The sequence below is a fragment of the Luminiphilus sp. nBUS_07 genome (genome assembly GCF_051201685.1).
Taxonomy (GTDB): domain Bacteria; phylum Pseudomonadota; class Gammaproteobacteria; order Pseudomonadales; family Halieaceae; genus Luminiphilus.
The window spans coordinates 854,700-875,664 of record NZ_CP179213.1; the positions used below are offsets into that span (position 1 = coordinate 854,700).

A 20,965-nucleotide genomic window follows, 5' to 3' on the forward strand; every position below is an offset into this window, starting at 1 on the left:
AGTTATCATGGCACCATCTTGGGCACAGGACTGAAGTTTTGCACTTTCCCGGTAGCCACATCCTTAGTATTCGTCAGTTCGAACGTGCTGATGTCGACCAGCTCTTCACCGTAGCCGATCGTATGAGACCTTATGCTCATCGAGAGCGTGTGACCCACGTCCTTGATGGCGCTATCTTGGGCTCGATGTTTTTTGAACCCTCCACCCGCACGCGAATTAGCTTTGGCAGTGCCTTTAACTTGTTGGGTGGCGAAGTCCGCGAGACCACCGGCTTTGAAAGCACCGCCATTGCCAAGGGAGAGTCACTATTTGATACCGCTCGAGTTTTGAGTGGTTATTCAGACGTCATTGCAATGCGTCACCCAGCAGAGGGCTCCGTTGCAGAGTTTGCTGACGGGAGTCGTGTGCCTGTTATCAACGGTGGAGACGGTGCCAATGAGCACCCCACTCAAGCCTTGCTTGATCTATATACGATTCGTAGTGAACTCGCTGATCGAGGGCGCACACTCGATACCCTGCGCGTCGCTATGGTTGGTGATTTAAAGTTTGGTAGGACGGTGCACTCTTTATCGCGACTACTCCAGTTGTTTCAGGGGGTTAAAGTGAATTTGGTGTCTCCTCCCGAGCTCAAAATGCCGGCAGAGATTGTGGACGAACTCAGGGCTGGTGGACATGATGTTTTAGAGACCGATAGCTTGGAAATGGGTATAGCGGACGTTGATATTGTGTACTCCACTCGGCTGCAGGAGGAGCGCTTTACCACCCGTGCGGAGGCTGATGCTTACCGAGGCCGATTTCGATTAAATCAGGGCATCTACACCGCACATTGCGAGCCCAATACGGTCATTATGCACCCGTTGCCCCGTGATTCTCGGGAGGGCGCAAGAGAGTTGGACGTTGATTTAAACGACAACCCTAATTTGGCTATATTCCGTCAGAGCGACAACGGAGTACTGGTGCGCATGGCGCTATTTGCCCTGATTCTCGATGTTGCTGACCAGGTTGATGACCATAGCCGGCCCGTGAACTGGTATACGGAGCGCAGGTTTTGACGTCATTTTCACCGCGGTTTTCCGCCGCAGATGCGCAAGTCCTAAAGCGCGATGTGGTGTACCACGGTTTTTTTTCGCTGGTAAAGCTCAGCCTCAAACATCGCTTGTTTGGCGGTGGATGGAGTCAGCCGTTAACCCGTGAAATTTTTGAACGAGGTGATGCCGTAGCGGTACTGCCTTGGGATCCTATCCGTGACGAACTCATATTTGTGGAACAGTTCAGGCCGGGTGCGCTCCGTGACCAAGATAGCCCATGGATGCTTGAGCTGGTTGCGGGCATGGTGGCCGACGGTGAAACGGACAGTGAGGTGGCGAGACGGGAGGCCCAAGAAGAGGCCGCTTGTTCACTCGACCAGCTGGAACTTATCGCTACGTTTTATCCGAGTGCAGGTGCCTGTTCTGAACAAATTCGTACGTTTGTGGGCCGAGTTTTGACCGCGGGTATTGGTGAAGTGCATGGTCATGCCGAGGAACATGAGGATCTTTTGGTGCATGCCATCCCCAGGGTAGAGGCCTTGCGTATGCTTGACGCCAATGAAATTAATAACGGACATACGCTCATTGCTTTGCAATGGTTGGCCCGGCATGGCGAGGCCCTTCGTGAGCAATGGCTGAGCAATTAGACACCGACACCTCTGGTGATAAGCGGGCTGGATCAGCTAAGGGGCTGCTTCAGTCCAGCGCGCTGGTGGGAAGTGCCACTATGGCTTCGCGGGTGTTGGGGCTGTTGCGTGATGTTGTACTGGCTAATCTGGTAGGCGCCACCAGTAACGCCGACGCATTTTTTGTTGCCTTTAAAATCCCCAATTTTTTGAGGCGGCTGTTCGCTGAGGGTGCTTTTGCCCAGGCCTTTATCCCCGTGCTCACAGAAACTCGAGAGCAAGGGGGGCTAGAAGCTGTGCGGGCCTTGGTCGATCGGGTGACGGGGGTTCTTGGGGGTGTTCTCATACTGCTCACCACCGTGACAATATTGGCGGCGCCTTTAGTAGCCTTGGTGTTTGCCCCCGGGTTTGCGAGCGACGTTAGCAAGCTCAGCCTAACAGCAGATCTTATTAGAATTACGTTTCCGTATTTATTTTTAATTTCGATGACGGGATTTGCAGGGGGTATCTTAAATTCCTATGGGCGGTTCGGAGTGCCCGCGTTTACGCCGGTTTTGTTGAATCTCAGCCTCATTGCCGCAGCGCTTTTTTTGGCTCCTGCGCTGAAGGAGCCCGTTTATGCGCTGGCAATTGGCGTCATGATTGCGGGCCTTTTACAACTGCTGTTTCAAATTCCTTCTTTATATCGCTTAGATCTGGTGCCAAGGCCGCGCTGGGATACGCAGCACCCCGGGGTAAGGCGAATTTTGACCCTAATGATTCCAGCGTTATTCGGGGTCTCGGTCAGCCAAATTAATTTACTACTCGATACAGTGTTGGCTTCGCTACTCCCCGCAGGGAGCGTCTCTTGGCTTTATTATTCAGATAGGCTGACTGAATTGCCTCTGGGTATATTTGCCATCGCAGTTGCCACGGTGATTTTGCCAAACTTGTCTTCTCAGCGCGCCCGAGCGGAAGCGGTCGGTAAAGATCCCGCATTCACAGCGACATTGCACTGGGCCCTGAGCCTTATTGTCCTGATTGCGCTACCGGCAACCGCAGCACTACTCCTGCTGGCAAAGCCGATTCTGACCACGTTATTCCAATACGGGGCTTTCGGGCCGGGGGATGTGGATAAAGCGACTTGGTCTCTTAGGGCCTATGCCCTGGGTTTAACCGCGTTTATGCTCATCAAGGTATTGGCTCCGGGGTATTACGCCCGCCAAGATATGAAAACACCCGTTCGCATAGGGATTATCGCCATGGTGGCCAATATGGTGATGAATCCCATGCTTATTTTTCCACTCATGTGGATTTTTGACCTCGGTCATGTTGGGCTGGCACTGGCCACGAGCCTGGCTGCCTGGTTAAACGCCGGTCTGCTTTATCGCGGCCTTAGGCGTGAGGGGCTATTGCTGGGAGCATCGAGGGACAGACTGTTCCGCACGATCCGAATCGTGCTTGCGATAGTGGTCATGCTGGGCGCGTTATGGCTGTGCTTGCCTGCCTCAGATTGGTGGCAGAATGCTGTTGCTCTGCATAGGGGCTTGGCAATGGCCGTTATGGTGATTGTGGGCGGTTTGGCCTATGTTGCCACTCTCTTGTGCTTGGGGATTCGCCCGAGAGATCTGAAAAGCCCAGCTGTGTCCCTGTGAGTCAAGATGATAGGTCTGCTAGGCGCGCCGGGGCACTGTTTTCTATATACTTAGGGTGTTATTCGTTGACCTGTAGCTAAACCATGGACTTGATCCGCGGCCTGCATAACCTTCGATCGGAGCACCGCGGATGCGCAGTGACCGTGGGAGCGTTTGACGGCATCCATCTTGGACATCAAGCAGTTCTTGCGCACCTGTCTTCCTGCGCTCGTGAGCGCGATTTGCTGTCGACGGTGATTGTCTTTGAACCGTTGCCACGGGAATATTTTCGGCCATTGGAGGCACCTCCACGAATCACTAATTTTCGTGAGCGATTAGCACAGCTGGCCAGCACCGGCATTGATCGGGTGTTGGTTCTGAAATTTAATGCCGAGCTTCGGGATATGAGTGCCGAGGATTTCGTCAGCCGTGTTTTTGTTAAGGGATTAGGGGCTCGCTATATCGCTCTGGGCGATGACTTCCGGTTTGGTAACAGTCGCGAGGGCGACTACGATTACGTGCGAGGCCTGGCAGCAAAGTTTGATTACGAAGTGCAGCCTACCGGTACTTTGGAAATTGCCGGCGCTCGTGTCAGCAGCACCCGAATTCGCTTGGCTTTGGCTGAGGGTAATTTTACTGAGGTGCAGCAGTTATTGGGTCGACCGTTTACGATGACGGGACGGGTTGAGCATGGGCGTAAACTGGGGCGTGAGCTAGGGGCGCCCACAGCCAATATTCGTATTAATCGAATCCGCAGCCCGTTATCTGGCGTGTTTGCGGTGAGGGTCGACGGTGCAGGCTTAGAGTCGGCGGCGGCAGTTGCCAACGTAGGCACTCGCCCCACTGTCGATGATGGCCTCAAAGCCAATCTTGAGGTGCATTTGTTGGATCGCAAGTGCGACCTCTATGGTCAGCGACTCGAGGTCCGTTTTCTGCACAAGTTGCGGGAAGAAATAAAGTACGAATCCCTCGATGCCTTGAAGGAAGGTATCGCCAAGGATATTGATAATGCCCGCCAATGGCTGGCTCAACCCGGTCGCAGCTAATAGTTTTTACGTATGAGTGATTATAAAAGTACCCTGAATTTGCCTCAGACGGATTTTCCGATGAAGGCTAACTTATCTCAGCGAGAGCCCCAGCGCCTTAAGCAATGGCAGGAAATGGATCTCTATGGCTTGATGCGGGAGGCGGGTGCGGGAAAACCGAAATTCATCCTTCACGATGGCCCTCCCTATGCCAACGGTGAGCTGCACATTGGCCACGCGGTCAATAAAATCCTGAAAGACTTCATCGTGAAGTCGCGCGCTATGGCGGGCTTCGATGCCCCTTATGTTCCTGGCTGGGACTGTCACGGATTGCCAATTGAGCTAAATGTTGAGAAGAAAGTCGGTAAGCCCGGGCACAAGATATCAGCTTCGGAGTTCCGTCAGCGATGCAGGACTTATGCTGCCGGGCAGGTAAATCAGCAGGCTGAAGATTTCAAAAGAATGGGCGTTGTGGGTGACTGGGACAATCCCTACCTGACGATGAACTTCGATTTTGAGGCGGACATTGTTCGAACTCTGGGACGAATTATTGAAAACGGGCATTTGCATAAGGGGTTTAAACCCGTGCATTGGTGCCTCGATTGTGGCTCCGCTTTGGCGGAAGCTGAAGTTGAGTATCAGGATAAAATCTCATCGGCAGTCGATGTCGCCTTTCCAGCGGTGGATAGTGCCGCCTTCCGGAAGGCTTTTGCTTGGGATGGGGTTGAGCCGGTTGATGTGGCCATTTGGACAACAACGCCTTGGACACTGGCGGCTAATCGGGGGGTGAGTGTCAGTGCTGACCTTGATTATGTTTTATTACAAGTGGGTGCCCGTGCGGTTGTCGTTGCAGAGGCACTAGTAGAACCCTGCGCCGCACGCTACGGTATTACTGATCCGGTGATCCTTGCGACGACGAGAGGGGAGAAGCTTGACCGGCTAACCGTGTTGCCACCTTTCGATGACATAGAAGTACCACTAATGCTGGGTAGTCACGTGACCACTGATGCAGGTACCGGCTGTGTTCATACGGCGCCTGCGCACGGTCTGGAAGATTTCGAAATCGGTAAGGCCTACGATCTGGAGGTCTATAATCCGGTGGGCGGTAATGGCATTTACCTGCCGGGCACACCCGCCCTCGAAGGGAAGCATATTTTTAGAGCGAACGACGAAATTGTTGATGAGCTCAAGACGCGGGAGCGGTTGCTCGCACATCAGCCCTACGAACACAGCTATCCGCACTGCTGGCGGCACAAAACGCCAATTATTTTCCGTGCTACTCCTCAGTGGTTTATTAGTATGTCTCAAGCGGGCTTGCTCGCCGAGGCCGAACAAGCCGTCGACAGTGTGCGCTGGATTCCCGATTGGGGGCGAGCGCGAATTGATGCAATGCTAGGAGATAGACCTGATTGGTGTATCTCGCGTCAACGCACGTGGGGGGTGCCCATCACGTTGTTCGTGCATCGGGAAACCGGAGAGCTTCACCCGAGAACTCCCGAGTTGGTGGCAGAGGTGGCCGATCTGATAGCCGTCTCGGGCATTGATGCCTGGTTTGATCTCGAGCCGTCGGCACTTTTGGGTGATGATGCCGAGCACTACGAAAAGGTCAGCGACACCCTTGATGTTTGGTTTGATTCAGGGGTTACCCATGCCTGTGTACTGCGACAGCGTGAAGCGCTGCAAGCACCTGCGGATCTCTATTTGGAGGGTTCGGATCAACATCGTGGCTGGTTTCAGTCTTCATTGTTGACGGGTATAGGTGCCTTTGGTGAGGCGCCTTATCGGTCCGTTTTGACTCACGGTTTTACGGTCGATGGTGAGGGTCGGAAAATGTCCAAATCCTTGGGCAATATCATCCCTGCTAAGAAGGCCATGAATGATCTGGGTGCTGATATTCTGCGTCTTTGGGTCGCTTCATCCGATTATAGAAACGAGATTTCTGCCTCCGATGAAATTTTCAAGCGAACGAGTGATGCTTATCGCCGCATTCGCAACACCTCGCGTTTTTTGTTGGCCAACCTTGCGGGATTTGATTCTAGTGCGCACCAATTACCAGCAGATCAATTATTGCCCCTCGATCGGTGGATTTGTAGCCGAGCGGGTGATTTGCAGGTAGAGCTTGAAGCAGCCTATGAAACCTATCAATTTCACCAAGTGTTTCATAGGATTCACAATTTTTGCGGCGGTGAGTTGGGTGGTTTTTACCTCGACATCATTAAGGATCGCCAATACACAACGCAGGTTGATTCCCACGCCCGACGGTCTGCCCAGACTGCTATGTGGCACCTCGCAGAAGCGCTGTGCCGCTGGATAGCGCCTATATTGAGCTTCACCGCTGAAGAAATTTGGGAGAATTTACCCGGCGCCCGTGAGCGATCGGTTTTTCTGTCATCTTGGTACGCGGATTTACCCTCTGAAACCGCTGACGGTAATTTGGGCAATGCATTCTGGGACGAGGTGATAACCGTACGGCAAGCCGTGAACCGCGCGCTGGAAGCCCGTCGTGCTGCAGGTGATCTTCGAGGTAGTCTCGATGCTGAGGTGACGCTGTACGCAGAGCCCGGGCTATTTACACGATTACAGCAGTTGGGTGGTGAGCTTCGCTTTGTACTTATTACCTCCGAGGCCACACTCAAGCCTAGTGCGGAGGCACCAGCGGATGTTGTCGATAGCGATGTCCCAGGACTGGCTGTGGCTGTAGCCGTTTCAGGACACGACAAGTGCGAGCGCTGTTGGCATAGACGACCTGACGTTGGTAATAATCAAAAGCACCCGACACTGTGCACGCGATGTATCGATAACATCGAGGGGGCGGGTGAGCATCGTCAATATGCCTGAGTCGTCTGGTTTGACCTCTCGTAGCGCTCTTTTCGGTTACGGCACTGCAGTGGTGGTGCTGTTATTAGATCAGCTTAGCAAGCACTGGGCGTCAGCGAATTTGGCGTATCGAGACCCGGTAGCGGTAACGTCATGGTTTGATTTTATGCTGGCACATAATACTGGTGCAGCTTTTAGCTTTTTGGCGGATGCCGGCGGTTGGCAGCGTTGGTTTTTTACGGTGGTGACCGTGGTGGTGAGCATCGTTCTGGTAATTTGGTTAGCTCGATTATCTCGGTCCCAGCTGTGGCTAGGCCTAGGGCTGGGGCTGGTGTTGGGCGGAGGTTTGGGCAATCTTTGGGATCGCATCGCACTGGGTTACGTTGTAGATTTTGTCTCGCTGCACTACCGTGTTTGGTATTGGCCCGCTTTTAACGTTGCCGATTCGGCCATTTCAGTGGGGGCAGTCATGCTGATTGTCGACAGTTTTTTGCCCCGAAATGCGTCGCCCAGTTGAAATCAAGGAGTGGCAGATGGATGATTTGATGATTAGCGAGGGTACGCGCGTCACCCTGAACTTCGCCTTAGTGCTCGACGACGGGTCAGAGGTCGACTCCAATTTCGAGAAAGAACCGGCGTCTTTTTCGGTGGGAGATGGCTCCTTGTTACCCGGTTTTGAGCGGGCACTTTTTGGGCTCAAATCAGGAGACAAGGCAACACTTGAGATCCTTCCTGAAGAGGGTTTTGGGCAGCCTAATGACAATAATCTCCAAACAATCAAACGAGATCAATTCGACGTCGACTCGGAGCTCGAGGAGGGCATGGTTTTTTCCTTTGCCGACGCAGCTGGAGGTGAATTGCCCGGAGTGGTGAAGGCTTTCGACGCTGATGAAGTGACGGTTGATTTTAATCACCCACTGGCAGGACGTACTTTGTCTTTCCGAGTGGCCATCCATAACGTCGAGGTAGCAGAGCTCCATTAGAGCGTTCTGGTGTAGGTGAGGAGGCTTTAAATATGGACGTGTTGCTAGCTAACCCCCGTGGTTTCTGTGCAGGAGTCGATCGCGCGATCGATATTGTTAACCGTGCACTTGAGGTTTTTGGCAGCCCTATTTATGTGCGTCATGAGGTAGTTCATAACCGTTTTGTTGTCGACGATCTCCGCGATCGTGGCGCTATTTTTGTCGAGGAGCTCGATGAAATTCCAGACGATGCCATTGTAATATTCAGCGCCCATGGCGTCTCGAAGGCCGTGCAGGAAGGGGCGCGTCAACGCGGGTTGAGAGTGTTTGATGCGACCTGCCCTCTGGTCACGAAAGTCCATGTAGAAGTAGCAGCTTTTAGCGATCAAGGCCGAGAGTGTGTCCTTATCGGTCATGCTGGGCACCCGGAGGTCGAAGGCACAATGGGACAGTACGATGCCACTGCAGGTGGTCAGATGTATTTGATTGAAGACGAGGGGCAGGTCGAGCACCTGGAGGTTAAAGACCCGAACAATCTGGCCTATGTCACACAGACGACATTGTCTGTAGACGATACCGCTCGCGTCATCGATGCGCTGCGTGCAAAGTTTCCTGCGATTCAAGGGCCGCGTAAGGATGACATCTGTTACGCCACCCAGAACCGTCAAGATGCAGTGAAATCCCTTGCTGAGAGGGTCGAGCTGGTTTTGGTTGTGGGCTCCACTAACAGCTCAAACTCGAACCGTTTGCGAGAGCTCGCAGAGCGCTGTGGTGCTACAGCCCATTTGATCGACAATGCTGAGCAAATCAATGCCGAGTGGCTTGAGGGTGTGGTTGATGTGGGCGTCACAGCCGGCGCCTCTGCCCCCGAGGTACTGGTAGCGGCAGTCATAGATAGGCTGAAAATGGAGGGTGTGGTCAGCGTTGAAAATTTAAGCGGTCGACCTGAAAACATTACCTTTTCATTACCAAAAGCCTTGCGCATTCCTGCGAAAAATCTGGAATAGGCGACGTTCAAATACCAGTTATGGCGGCAGCTGATCTGGCGCTTGGCCATTTTCCTAACTATTGTTTTCCCATGCTTATCTCGGCTTTATCACCAAAGTGGCTTGGGGCTTTCTCGCTGGTTGAGTTTATGGTGGTCCTCGCAATGCTAGGGACGGTCGCTACCCTTGTAACGCCGTCCTTCCGTGAGCAACTGCTCTCATGGCGACTTCATTCTGAGGCGGCTCAAATGGTATCGGCCATCTGGTTGGCCAGAGGTACAGCCGTGCGAACCGGTAGGACAACGATGCTGTGTCCGTTACAAGAAAAAAATTGTGAGGGGCTGTATCAGGAGCGCTTTGGTGTTGTCACCGAGGAGGGGGTGTTAATTCGTCAGTACCAGTCGCGACCTGGAGTATCAATTACCAACCGTCGTGGCACACAGGCAGAATTTCGTGTTTTGACGTGGAACCCTGCAGGGCTTGGTAGTCGCAACCTAACGTTTTTGTTTTGCACTGAAAATGCCAAAGTCAACTGGGCGGTAGTACTCAATCGCGTGGGCAGGCCTCACTTGCGCCGCGACTGGGGGACTTGTCCATCTTAATCTTCCAGCCCTAGTTTCTTGAGCCGATAGCGAAGGCTGCGAAAACTGATCCCCAAAGAGCGGGCGGCTGATGTTCGATTCCAGCGATGGGTTGTCAATGCTTCAGTGAGAATTTGTCGCTCTTGACCCGCCAAGTAAGTCTCCAGATCGCCATTAACCTCTTCCAGTAATGTCGCAGGTGCTTTGGCGCTGCCACTCTCGGCATTGCTGAAATCTCTACCTTCTTTCTGGATAACATGTTGTACCGCGCTGAAATCTTCCTGCTGTATTAAGTCCTCAATATCGATGTCACTGTTTTCAGTGAGGGCACTGGCACGGGCAAGAACATTTTCGAGTTCGCGAATATTTCCCGGGAACGCATGACTCATTAGATGGGCTAGCGCAGAGTCGGTGAGGCCTCTGGGTGGAATCCCCTGATCCTCAGCAATTTTTTTGAGAATATGTGCAGACAGCACCGGAATATCATCTAGGCGCTCTCTAAGCGAAGGTACTTGAAGCCCAATGACATTGATCCGGTAGTAGAGATCATCACGGAATTGGCGCTCTTGCACCTCTTGAGCAAGGGTTTTGTGTGTGGCACTGAGTAGACGAACATCAATAGGGATCTCCGTTTCACTGCCAACCGGTCGCACGGATTTTTCCTGAATGACTCGCAGAAGTTTGACTTGCATTGGCAGGGGCAAATCGGCGATTTCATCAAGGAGTAAGGTGCCACCGTTTGCGGCTAAAAACAGCCCTGACTTATCGGCAGTTGCACCTGTAAAGGCTCCTTTTTTATGGCCAAAGAGCTCGCTTTCGACCAGATCAGGTGGAATGGCACCACAGTTTACGGCGATAAAGGGCTGATCATGCCGGGGCCCCGTTTGGTGGATTAAGCGTGCTACAACCTCTTTTCCAGTGCCGGACTCACCATGAATGTGAACCGGTGCTTGGGATCGAGCCACTTTCCGGATTTGCACTCGAAGTTTTTCCATTACCTTTGTGGTTCCCACCAAGATGTCCTCTGACACGTCGGCGGATGACTGAGCAGTTTTCAGCGCATGAGCTACGAGCTCGCGAAGCTTCTCTAGGGCTAAAGGTTTTGTGACGAAATCGAAGGCACCGAGCTTGAGTGCTTCAATCGCGCTTTCAACACTGCCGTGTGCCGTGATCATTGCGACAGGAACGTCTGGAAAATGGTTTTGCATATGCTCGATGAGCGTCAAACCATTGCCATCTGGCAACTTCATGTCTGTCAAACATAGATCGGGCGTCTGATCCTTTAATGAGGCTTTGGCTTCTGCCAGTGATGACGCTTTGAGAGTGGTCAGTTGCATGCGGCTCAGAGTTATCTCAAGTAGCTGCAAAATATCGGGTTCATCGTCGACGACCAGTACAGTTGGATTTTTCATGACACAGATGACACTCGATCGAAGGTAATTCGGAATGCGCTCTCACCAGCCCCTGTGCGTCGGTAGGTAAGTCTTGCGCTATTGATCTCACAGAGTTCTTTGCATAGGTATAAGCCCAGGCCGCTACCGTGTTTTGACGTGGTAAAAAACGGTTCAAACAAGCGGGGCAGATTATACTCGGCGACGCCCAACCCAAAGTCTACAACGTCCAGATGTACCAGATGGCCCTGCTTATCTACGATTGTGTCGAGTCTAATACGAGAGCTGTCACCTTCTTCCAAGGAGTGTCTCAATGCGTTATCTAACAAGTTGGAGAGTACCCGCTTCAAGTGTTCTGAATCCATTGAAATGGTAATGGGAGTTACCTCAAAGTCAGAAATAACAACGTCACAGCGTTGTTGCTGCAATGAGCGATATTCTTCCACGTAAGTATGCAGCCAGCGGTTTAATAGGATGTCGGTGGGCTTGGGTGCCTGACGTCTAGAGACCTCGGAAACGCTATCAATGATATCGCTCACCCGACGGCTATTACTCACCAATATGTCGCACAGAATGCCATCAGCGGCATCAACGGTGCTGCTCTCGGTGAGTAGCTGCGCGGCATGACTGATGGCCCCCAAGGGATTACGTATCTCGTGAGCAATACTGGCGGTCAATTTACTTAGGGAATTGAGCTTCAAAGACTGTGCAAATTGGGTGACGGGTGTGTAATCCTCAATAAATATGAGGCTGCTGTTAGCGACATTCTCACTGAGCGCGACAAATGACGCCACCATGGTGGGACCGTCCTCCGCAATTCGAAAAGGCTCTGGGAGGTCGGTGTTTGTCTCGCACCACTCCTGATACTGATTGGCCAAGTCAGGACTGATACTCAACAAATGGACCCGTTCTCCCGCGCTCAAACCCAGTAATGTTTCGGCGGCTTCGTTGATACAAAGGGCTGTGCCTGTGTTATCGGCAAGCAGGATGCCGGTTTCCATGTGGACTATAATTTGTTCGTTAAGTCGTTGCAGCGCCTCTACCTTTGCTTTTGCCTCAAGGGCGTCAGCCTCCGCCTGTGCCAGTCGTGAGGTCATAACTTGGACCAATAACGATAAAGCAAATAACAGACTGCCTAGCAGGCCAGCAGAGAGAAGCATGTTCAGTGTGGCCTCACTTCGGCTTACCATCCAAGCGGTGTCCATGAGTACAGCGAGCACTGCGATTGCGGCGATTACGGTAGCCAGAATGCGCTCTCTTATGATGGCGGCGGCAGCGAAAACAGTGATCAAATAAAGCACAGACAAACCGCTGAGAATGCCTCCTGCTGCGCCAACAACTATGGCAATAACAGTAATATCAAAAAGAAGAAGGCCAAAAATATGGGTCTGGGACCCAGAGACAACACGCCCAAGAGGCCCCACTAATAGCAGGGCTGACATGAGTAAAAGAGTCGTTCCTGCAATAAACATGTCTTGATCGAGTTGAGAAACCAATTCAGAGCCGTCGGCGATGATCAGCAGTGACAAAAGTGCAATGGCTAACAGCGTTCGGCAGGCGTTATAAATGACGAAAAGGCGCCGCATTGCCAGATGCGTCAGGCCATCCTGAGTGCGGTTGTCAGCCTTTTTGGCCGTGTCGATTTGGATGAATTCCTGAATCGGTAATTTACTATTCATGGGATTACTATAGCAGTCGAGCTCAAAAGGGCTGTACTCAAATCATAATAGGTTGCAGCCGCAGTGAGGAGCGCTAAACTGCCTTCCGCAACCGTTAGGCCGGAGTGTCCAGATGAACCTGTGTATGGGTCAGATCAATACTTTTGTGGGCGATTGGCAGGGTAACTGTGAACGAGTTATCGCTGCCTGCAAAAGCGCGTACGCAACATCCCCTGAGGCTGTTGTGGTGTTTCCTGAACTGACGTTGACAGGTTACCCGCCGGAAGACTTATTGTTGCGTCCTAGCCTCCAACAGGATGCTGATGCCGTCCTTGCGCAGCTATGTGCGGAGTTACCGCCAACTTTGTGGGTTGTTGTGGGGTACCCCCGGCAGAGAAGCGATGGCCTCTACAACAGTGCGGGGGTTATTCATGGCGGTGAAATAGTGGCTGAGTACGACAAACAGTCGTTGCCCAATTATCAGGTTTTCGATGAAAAGCGCTACTTTCAGGCTGGCTCTGGGGCCACTGTGGTCAATATTGAGGGTGTCAAGGTGGGCATCACAATATGCGAGGATATTTGGGAGCCTGATCCGATCGCCGGTGCACGGGCAGCGGGGGCACAGCTGCTGATTAATTTAAACGCATCGCCCTTCCATCGAGGCAAACCTCAAGAGCGGCAAGCTATGGTGTCCGAGCGGGCGCGGGCAAACGATCTCCCTGTGGTTTATGTCAATCAGGTAGGAGGTCAGGATGAGCTGGTTTTCGATGGCGGCTCTTTTGCTGTTAATCGGGACGGTACCGTGGCGGTGTCTGCTGTCGACTTTGAGGAGGCGCTGTGTTGGCTCGAAGTTCACAGCGAAGATTCCGATAAGCCGACCATTCGTGACGGTGCTCGAGCTCAAGCTCGGGATGATGTGGCCGCGGTATGGCAGGCATTGGTGCTTGGTGTCCGTGATTACGTGAACAAGAATGGTTTCCCAGGGGTGGTTTTGGGTCTCTCCGGGGGCATTGACTCTGCAGTGACCTTGGCCGTGGCGGTCGATGCGTTGGGTGCTGAGCGTGTGAACGCTGTGATGATGCCTTTTCGCTATACGGCATCAATATCGATTGAGGATGCCGAAGCGCAAGCGGCTGCAATGGGTGTCGCCTATCGCTCCATATCGATTGAGCCCCTTTACGAGTCCTTCACGGGTGCTCTTGCAGGGGAGTTTCAGGGCCTAGCGGCCAATATTACCGAAGAGAACTTACAGGCTCGGTGCCGAGGGGTCTTATTGATGTCGATTTCAAATAAGAAAAACCTTTTGGTACTGACTACCGGTAATAAGAGTGAGCTCGCTGTGGGTTACTCCACGCTTTACGGGGACATGGCGGGGGGATTCGATGCGCTTAAAGATTGTCCCAAAATGCTGGTTTATGCGTTGGCACGCTATAGAAATAGCCTGACCCCCTGTATTCCTGAGCGGGTCATTACCCGGCCACCATCCGCCGAATTGGCCCCGGATCAAAAAGATGAAGATAGCCTGCCGCCTTACGAGGTGCTTGATGCCATCATTGAGCACTATGTCGAGCAGGATATGAGCGCGCAAGAGATTGTTGCCCTGGGGTTTGCTGATAGCGATGTGCGACGGGTCGTGCGACTTGTTGACCTCAATGAGTACAAGCGCCGACAAGCACCTGTCGGTGTTCGTATTACACAACGAGGTTTTGGGCGAGACCGTCGCTATCCGATTACCTGGGCTTGGCGCGGGCGTTAGAGCCTCAGCTTTTGTTTATGGCCCGCCTAGCTTTTTGGCCGGTAGTCAAATTGCGGCGGTTCGGGTGGGTCGAAAAGTCCCAAGGAAATTTGATTGATCCAGGAGCGGTGCAGACCATTCAAGTCATATTCGCTAACGAATTCACCGTTACTATCGAGACTGGGGTGGTCGGGGAAATTCTCATTAAGCACCGCAATTGAATCTTTAGCGAGATCGGTGAAATCTAGAAGAATGTACGCCTGAGCCATGATGGCAAGGCCGTCCGCGACGGAGGGCGTCTGCTGCATGTGCTCGACAACGTATCGGCCGCGATTCAGTGCTGCCATGTAAGCACCTCGCCGAAAATAGTAATTGGCTACGTGAACCTCATGCCGGGCCAACATGTTGCGCATGTGCACCATACGCGCTCGAGCATCGGGGGCGTACGCACTGTCAGGAAAGCGCGCAAGCAGCTGAGCAAACTCTGCGAAAGCCTCTTTGATGTGAGAGACATCCCGTTTCGTGTCGTCGGTGGGTATAAAGGATGCGAGGAAGCCGCCCTCCATATCAAAGGCAGAGAGGCCTTTCATATAGTACGCGTAGTCGACATTTGGGTGCTGTGGGTGCAGCCGAATAAATCTGTCGGCAGCTTCGATGGCCGCTTCGAATTCATAGGCGCCGTAATGTGCGTAGACCAACTCTAGCTGCGCCTGTTCTGCGTAACGGCCGAAAGGGTAGCGACTCTCGAGTAATTGAAGTGTTCTGATGGCCGTATTGAAGTTACCGCTGTCCAACGATCGCTGGGCCTCGAGGTAGATTTGTTGCTCCCCGTTGTCGGCTATCTCTATATCGTCTTTACCAAACCACGAGCACGCGCTGATCGAGACGGCCAGGGCGATAAATGCGATCCATTTGGCGGCAAGGCGCATGGGCTGTAAAAGGTCCGAGTACAAAAGCTTGTAATCCTCTAGGCAAAGCGTTCTCATTCCCCATTGTAACGCCAACAGGGCTCTCGCCGCCAAACAAATGGCGCGGCCCGAAGTATACGCCAAGATTGATTAGGCATGAGGTTTCTGTGAGTCACGATAAGTCCGACAGCATCGACGGTGAGGCGACCATCTCGCGTGAGCTCCATGGCAGCCGTTTTGATCAGGCTGCGGCCATTTTATTTCCCGAATTCTCCAGATCCCGCCTGCAATCCTATATCGGGGCTGGAACCCTTACCCTTGATGGCAAGGCTGTACGAGCGAAAGATAAAGTGGCTCAGGGGCAGCATGTCCTGCTGGCGGCGGCGGTGGAGCCCGCTGTGAGCTGGTCAGGTGACTCACGCCCCCTCGATATTGTTTATGAGGACGAGCATCTGCTCGTTGTCAATAAGCCAACGGGAGTCGTCGTGCACCCCGCAGCGGGTCATGCCGACGGTACCTTGGTTAACTCCTTAATTGGGTATGCCCCTGAGCTGGAGCAGTTGCCCCGTGGCGGTATCGTGCACCGATTGGATAAGGACACAACGGGCATTATGTTTGTTGCTCGCTCGTACCTGGCGCATCAGTCACTGGTAAAGCAGCTTGCAGCGCGCTCAGTTAAGCGTATTTATGCCGCGGTCTGTCGAGGTGCGCTTTCTGGTGGAGGCTCGGTCGATGCGCCAATTGGACGGCATCCCTCGGTGCGAACGCGTATGGCGGTTACCGAAGGCGGAAAACCTTCGGTAACCCATTATCGGATCGCCGAGCGATTCGGCCATCATACTGCGCTATCGGTCAGTTTGGAGACGGGAAGAACCCACCAGATAAGAGTGCACCTTGCCTCTAGGAATAACCCACTTATTGGTGACCCTGTGTACGGTGGTCGTCCTAGGCCCCCAGCGGGTGCCAGCACCGAGCTGCAAACAATGCTTCGCACTTTTTCCAGGCAGGCGTTGCACGCGCAGACCTTGGCCTTCGATCACCCAGCGACAGGGGAGCGCTGTCAGTTTGAAACACCGCTACCCGATGACCTTGTGGGGCTGTTAGATGTGCTTCGTACTCACGACGCTAATCAGCTGCTGTGACGCCTGTTTTGATGGATGTTCTTTCGGCAGATGTGGGTATATCGTGTATTCATGCGTTCACCACGCTTCGCTCACAAGGGTCCAGTGATGCACCGTTTTATAGCCTGAATTTCGGCGATCATGTTGGTGACGACCCGCTAGCTGTGACCTCAAACAGAGAGGCTTTGCGGCGCGCCTTGCCAGGTCAGGCTGCAACCCGTTGGCTGCGACAAGTTCACGGAACTGATGTGGCCGCCGCCCATGCAATTTCTGAAGGCGAAGTGCCTGTTGCAGATGCCGTGTGGACCGATCAACCGGGTTTGGCACTGGCGGTGATGACAGCCGATTGTTTGCCCATCGTTTTGGCTGGAGTTCGTGGTGATTGGGTGGCTGTCGTCCATGCGGGGTGGCGAGGGCTGGCGGCGGGTATTGTTGAGGCTGCGTTCGAGGCGGTGCCGGGAAATCCTACAGAGACTCGCGCATGGTTTGGGCCCGCTATAGGTGCCTGCTGTTTCGAGGTTGGTTCAGAGGTCCGTCAAATCTTTTTAAAACGCTTTGGTGTGGTGGCTGCAGCGAGTTTCAAGTCGACCAAAAATCCTGATAAATATCTCGCAGATTTAGCGGGTTTGGCCGCCTGCCGATTACGAGCATTGGATATTGCTGCAATTTCAGATTCTGGACACTGCACGGTTTGTGAGTCAGACCGTTTTTTCTCCCATCGCCGAGACGGTACGACCGGGCGCATGGCCACTGTGGCGATGATACTGCCCAAATAACATTCCCCACTTGAAATTAGAGCTTCAAGGCGCCATTTCATAGTTCAGGGCATGAGGCCCAAAGAACATGGTGAGGGGATAGTCACATGCGTATGGATAAGCTAACCAATCCGCTACAAAACGTACTGGCAGACGCGCAATCGCTGGCTGTGGGCCGCGATCAGCAATTTATTGAGCCGATACACATTCTCAAGGCACTGCTTGATCAATCTGGGGGGTCCGCGAGCCCTCTGCTGCAGAAGGCGGGTGCTAACGGAGCTCAACTCACGGAGGCCGTAAGCGCTGCCTTGTCCCAGTTGCCAACGGTGAGTGGGGGATCGGGCGATGTGCACTTATCTCAAGATTCCAGTCGTTTGCTGAATCGGGCTGATAAATTGGCCCAGAAGCGCAACGATAGCTATTTATCCTCTGAACTTGTTTTGTTGGCGCTGGCTGATGACAGCTCCCCGGTGGCGAAGCTGATAGCGAAGTCAGGTGCGAGTCGCGCCTCTCTGGAGCAGGCCGTTGAAGAGGTGAGAGGTGGTGAGGGCGTGAATTCGGCGGAGGCCGAGGCCTCTAGACAGGCCCTTGAGAAGTACACGATAGACCTCACCGAGCTCGCCGAGATCGGTAAGCTAGATCCCGTTATTGGAAGAGATGACGAAATACGACGGACTATTCAGGTGCTGCAGCGCAGGACTAAAAATAATCCTGTGCTCATTGGTGAGCCCGGTGTCGGCAAGACCGCAATCATTGAGGGCTTAGCTCAGCGCGTTATTAACGGTGAAGTGCCTGAGGGGCTAAAAAATAAGCGTATTCTTTCATTGGATCTCGGTGCTTTGCTGGCGGGGGCGAAATTTCGCGGCGACTTCGAGGAGCGCTTAAAAGCGGTTCTCAATGAGCTTTCCAAAGAAGAGGGACGAATTATTTTATTCGTTGATGAGCTACATACGATGGTGGGGGCTGGAAAATCTGAGGGCTCTATGGATGCGGGCAACATGCTCAAGCCCGCATTGGCGAGAGGCGAACTGCACTGTGTAGGTGCGACAACTCTCAATGAATATCGTCAGTTTGTAGAGAAGGATGCCGCGCTGGAGCGACGTTTTCAAAAAGTGCTCGTAGATGAGCCTTCAGAGGAGGATACGATTGCTATTCTCCGCGGACTCAAAGAACGATATGAGGTACATCATGGTGTTGCCGTTACTGACAGTGCCATTATCGCCGCCGCGAAACTCAGTCAACGTTACATTACTGATCGCCAGTTACCCGATAAAGCGATTGATCTGATTGACGAGGCTGCGAGCCGTATTCGCATGGAGATTGACTCAAAGCCAGAGAGTATGGATCGATTAGAGCGGCGACTGATACAACTGAAAATCGAGCGTGAGGCCGTTAACAAAGATCAAACCGAAGCGGCACAAAAGCAAGTGGCTTTGCTCGAAGAGCAAATTGCTGAGCTCGATCAAGAGCTGTCTGATCTTGATGAGATCTTGACCGCAGAGAAGGCTGCTGTTCAGGGTGCTGCAAAGATCAAAGCCACTATAGAGCAAGCCAAATTAGATTTGGAGATGGCCCAGCGAGCGGGTGACTTGACGCGAATGTCAGAGATTCAATACGGGGAGTTGCCTGAGCTTAACAAGCAGTTGGGTATTGCGGAGCAGGTGGAGCAAGGGCCCACGCAGCTGCTACGGAATCGAGTGACCGAAGAGGAGGTTGCTGAGGTCGTATCCCGGTGGACGGGAATTCCTATATCGAAAATGCTCGAGGGTGATCGCGAGAAATTGCTGCGCATGGAGTCAGTGCTCCATGAACGCGTGGTGGGCCAGGATGAGGCTGTCATTGCTGTTGCCAATGCTGTGCGGCGGTCTCGAGCAGGGCTGAGTGACCCCAACCGACCCAATGGTTCTTTTTTGTTTCTTGGACCCACGGGAGTCGGTAAAACCGAGCTCTGTAAAGCTTTAGCGGGTTTTGTTTTCGACAGTGACCAGGCCATGGTGCGACTCGACATGTCGGAGTTCATGGAGAAGCATTCTGTTGCCCGACTCATCGGGGCACCCCCCGGTTACGTGGGCTATGAGGAGGGCGGTTATCTCACCGAAGCCGTTCGGCGCCGTCCTTACTCCCTCTTGCTCCTTGATGAGGTCGAAAAGGCCCATCCTGATGTATTCAACATATTGCTTCAGGTATTGGAGGACGGTCGCCTGACCGACGGTCAGGGCCGCACCGTAGACTTCAAAAATACAGTCATAGTCATGACATCTAACCTGGGCTCTGATCTTATTCAAGAGATGGCCGGGAGTGAGCAATACGACGCTATGAAAGCGGCGGTCATGGGGGTTGTGGGGAGTCATTTTCGTCCTGAGTTTATTAATCGCGTTGATGAGACTGTGGTATTTCATCCCCTTGCGCAGGCACAAATTCGAGGTATTGCAAGTATTCAGATTGAAAACCTCAGGGAGCGGCTGGCTGAACGTGATCTGGCATTGCGGTTATCTGATGATGTGCTGGACCACCTGGCTGAGGCAGGGTTTGATCCCATTTTTGGAGCCCGACCCCTGAAGAGGGCTATTCAGCAGCTGCTGGAAAACCCCTTGGCCCAGCAAATTCTGCAGGGCGATTATGCCCCCGGGGACACAATAGAGGCGCTATTAGAGGGCCAGAAAATCATCTTAAGTCGACAACAGTAAGCAAACTCAGCAGTTGTAATCGCAAAGCGGTTACTGACGCTCTTTTAAGGCTCACTTTGGTGCAGGCTCCCTAATTGTTTTACGGGGAGCAGCTTGATGGATTCAGGTCTAAAGGGGTGGCTGGGGTGAGTCGCTGTGTTGCCTTAACAGCTAGCTTGGTCTTACGCAGGCCCTATGGGCGCGGCGGCAGAGGTGTCCATAATTGCGGGAAAGCAGCGGATTTCCACGCTGGGTTTTCCCTTCTAGAGCTCGTCATTGTGTTGGGCCTTGTAGGCGCCCTAGCGACGCTTGCCCTGCCCAGCTATCAAAATTATTTGAGAACAGCGACGGTGAGAGAGGGGGCTATGAGCTTGTTGGCTTTAGCCCTGTTGCAAGAACGTCTGCGCATTACCCGCGGCGAGTATCAGCCAGTGTCGGTGTTATTAACTTATCAGCCTCTCTCGGACCGGCTGCGCCGTCATTATCGGTTGGCTGCAGCGGTGTCAAAGCGCCCGTCTGAGTTTGTGCTCTCGCTGAATCCAACAGTAACAGCGGGAGGCTATCCCTCTCTGACGCTAGATAGCTGGGGGCGGCGTGAACCAGCTCAACATTGGCCCTGAATTTTTGCTGATTGGCTTCTCATGTTGCTAGATGCGCTGATCGCAAGCGTTCTCGGTACGATCATTTTACTGAGCTTGTTTATTTTGACCGAGAACATTCTCCTAACCGACGCCGAAAACTTAAAGCTGACGGTCTCTCACACTCACCTGCGCAGCGTTGAGGGATATTGGCGGCGCGCGAAATTCTTGGGTCAGGAGATTCAAGTGGGCGACAGGCTCTGCCGGCTTTACCCGCAATGGGTGCAAGGTTGGTGTGATGATTGGATGCAGATTAAGGCTGAATGGCATATCGATGCCGTGTTGTGTATTGCAAGGGGTCAAGATGAGATCGTTGCAACAATACGAATGCGTAGCCACCGTTGCCCGATTGGCGATGGACCCGTGCTGCAATACCGGTGGCCCGCATTTTAATGTGGAGTCGGTTCTGCCGAACTGCTGGTTCAACATCAGCAAACAATCAGTGCACAGCGACA

Annotated in this window: 18 protein-coding genes; 15 read left to right on the forward strand and 3 right to left on the reverse strand. The window is 53.0% G+C overall.

Translation table 11 applies throughout. The features are described 5' to 3' along the window. The first annotated feature begins 38 nt into the window (after window positions 1–38). The 9 genes from ACMAZB_RS03865 (at window position 39) to ACMAZB_RS03905 (ending at window position 9,659) form a co-directional block, all read left to right on the forward strand. Window positions 39–1,052 (forward strand): aspartate carbamoyltransferase, encoded by a 1,014-nt coding sequence (locus ACMAZB_RS03865; RefSeq protein ID WP_435219478.1) that lies wholly within the window; start codon window positions 39–41, stop codon window positions 1,050–1,052. Further along, window positions 1,049–1,675, forward strand: a complete 627-nt coding sequence (locus ACMAZB_RS03870) for an NUDIX domain-containing protein (RefSeq protein WP_435219479.1) — start codon at window positions 1,049–1,051, stop codon at window positions 1,673–1,675. The genes ACMAZB_RS03865 and ACMAZB_RS03870 overlap by 4 nt, the downstream gene beginning before the upstream one ends. Beyond that, window positions 1,660–3,288: a murein biosynthesis integral membrane protein MurJ gene (murJ, locus tag ACMAZB_RS03875; RefSeq protein WP_435219480.1), complete on the forward strand. Its 1,629-nt coding sequence runs from the start codon at window positions 1,660–1,662 to the stop codon at window positions 3,286–3,288. Before ACMAZB_RS03870 ends, murJ begins: the two co-directional genes overlap by 16 nt. An 83-nt stretch (window positions 3,289–3,371) precedes the next feature. Then, window positions 3,372–4,313 carry a bifunctional riboflavin kinase/FAD synthetase gene (gene ribF / locus ACMAZB_RS03880; protein WP_435219481.1) on the forward strand — a complete coding sequence of 314 codons (942 nt, stop codon included), beginning with the start codon at window positions 3,372–3,374 and terminating at the stop codon, window positions 4,311–4,313. A 12-nt stretch (window positions 4,314–4,325) separates the two neighbouring features. Beyond that, window positions 4,326–7,130, forward strand: a complete 2,805-nt coding sequence (gene ileS / locus ACMAZB_RS03885) for an isoleucine--tRNA ligase (RefSeq protein ID WP_435219482.1) — start codon at window positions 4,326–4,328, stop codon at window positions 7,128–7,130. Then, window positions 7,123–7,626 carry a signal peptidase II gene (gene lspA, locus ACMAZB_RS03890; protein WP_435219483.1) on the forward strand — a complete coding sequence of 168 codons (504 nt, stop codon included), beginning with the start codon at window positions 7,123–7,125 and terminating at the stop codon, window positions 7,624–7,626. Before ileS ends, lspA begins: the two co-directional genes overlap by 8 nt. Before the next feature lie 16 nt (window positions 7,627–7,642). Next, window positions 7,643–8,092, forward strand: a complete 450-nt coding sequence (locus ACMAZB_RS03895) for an FKBP-type peptidyl-prolyl cis-trans isomerase (RefSeq protein WP_435214621.1) — start codon at window positions 7,643–7,645, stop codon at window positions 8,090–8,092. Between the two features lie 32 nt (window positions 8,093–8,124). Continuing rightward, window positions 8,125–9,078 carry a 4-hydroxy-3-methylbut-2-enyl diphosphate reductase gene (gene ispH, locus ACMAZB_RS03900; RefSeq protein ID WP_435214623.1) on the forward strand — a complete coding sequence of 318 codons (954 nt, stop codon included), beginning with the start codon at window positions 8,125–8,127 and terminating at the stop codon, window positions 9,076–9,078. Between the two features lie 20 nt (window positions 9,079–9,098). Continuing rightward, a complete protein-coding gene (locus ACMAZB_RS03905) occupies window positions 9,099–9,659 on the forward strand; it encodes a GspH/FimT family pseudopilin (protein WP_435219484.1) in 561 nt (186 codons plus the stop codon). Here the strand turns inward: ACMAZB_RS03905 and ACMAZB_RS03910 are convergent. Further along, window positions 9,656–11,050: a sigma-54-dependent transcriptional regulator gene (locus tag ACMAZB_RS03910; RefSeq protein WP_435219485.1), complete on the reverse strand. Its 1,395-nt coding sequence runs from the start codon at window positions 11,048–11,050 to the stop codon at window positions 9,656–9,658. The two genes, ACMAZB_RS03905 and ACMAZB_RS03910, sit on opposite strands and share 4 nt — an antisense overlap. Beyond that, window positions 11,047–12,708, reverse strand: a complete 1,662-nt coding sequence (locus ACMAZB_RS03915) for a sensor histidine kinase (protein ID WP_435219486.1) — start codon at window positions 12,706–12,708, stop codon at window positions 11,047–11,049. The genes ACMAZB_RS03910 and ACMAZB_RS03915 overlap by 4 nt, the downstream gene beginning before the upstream one ends. A 112-nt stretch (window positions 12,709–12,820) precedes the next feature. Here ACMAZB_RS03915 and ACMAZB_RS03920 point away from each other — a divergent pair, with 112 nt between their 5' ends. Next, window positions 12,821–14,443, forward strand: coding sequence for an NAD+ synthase (locus ACMAZB_RS03920; protein WP_435219487.1), 1,623 nt, complete (start codon window positions 12,821–12,823; stop codon window positions 14,441–14,443). 26 nt (window positions 14,444–14,469) lie between these two features. Here ACMAZB_RS03920 and ACMAZB_RS03925 read toward each other — a convergent pair whose 3' ends face one another. Next, window positions 14,470–15,351 (reverse strand): outer membrane protein assembly factor BamD, encoded by an 882-nt coding sequence (locus ACMAZB_RS03925; protein WP_435220057.1) that lies wholly within the window; start codon window positions 15,349–15,351, stop codon window positions 14,470–14,472. Window positions 15,352–15,497: 146 nt separating this feature from the next. On the opposite strand from ACMAZB_RS03925, the gene rluD reads away from it, so the two are divergent. From rluD to ACMAZB_RS03950, 5 genes are all read left to right on the forward strand, one after another. Further along, window positions 15,498–16,472 (forward strand): 23S rRNA pseudouridine(1911/1915/1917) synthase RluD, encoded by a 975-nt coding sequence (rluD, locus tag ACMAZB_RS03930; protein ID WP_435214632.1) that lies wholly within the window; start codon window positions 15,498–15,500, stop codon window positions 16,470–16,472. After that, window positions 16,469–17,227, forward strand: coding sequence for a peptidoglycan editing factor PgeF (pgeF, locus tag ACMAZB_RS03935; RefSeq protein WP_435219488.1), 759 nt, complete (start codon window positions 16,469–16,471; stop codon window positions 17,225–17,227). Before rluD ends, pgeF begins: the two co-directional genes overlap by 4 nt. Before the next feature lie 86 nt (window positions 17,228–17,313). Beyond that, window positions 17,314–19,893 carry an ATP-dependent chaperone ClpB gene (clpB, locus tag ACMAZB_RS03940; RefSeq protein WP_435219489.1) on the forward strand — a complete coding sequence of 860 codons (2,580 nt, stop codon included), beginning with the start codon at window positions 17,314–17,316 and terminating at the stop codon, window positions 19,891–19,893. A 125-nt stretch (window positions 19,894–20,018) separates the two neighbouring features. Then, window positions 20,019–20,492 (forward strand): type IV pilin protein, encoded by a 474-nt coding sequence (locus tag ACMAZB_RS03945; RefSeq protein WP_435219490.1) that lies wholly within the window; start codon window positions 20,019–20,021, stop codon window positions 20,490–20,492. Between the two features lie 21 nt (window positions 20,493–20,513). Beyond that, the gene (locus tag ACMAZB_RS03950; protein ID WP_435219491.1) at window positions 20,514–20,903 is read left to right on the forward strand and encodes a hypothetical protein; all 390 of its coding nucleotides are present in this window, start codon (window positions 20,514–20,516) and stop codon (window positions 20,901–20,903) included. The last annotated feature ends 62 nt before the right edge of the window (window positions 20,904–20,965 follow it).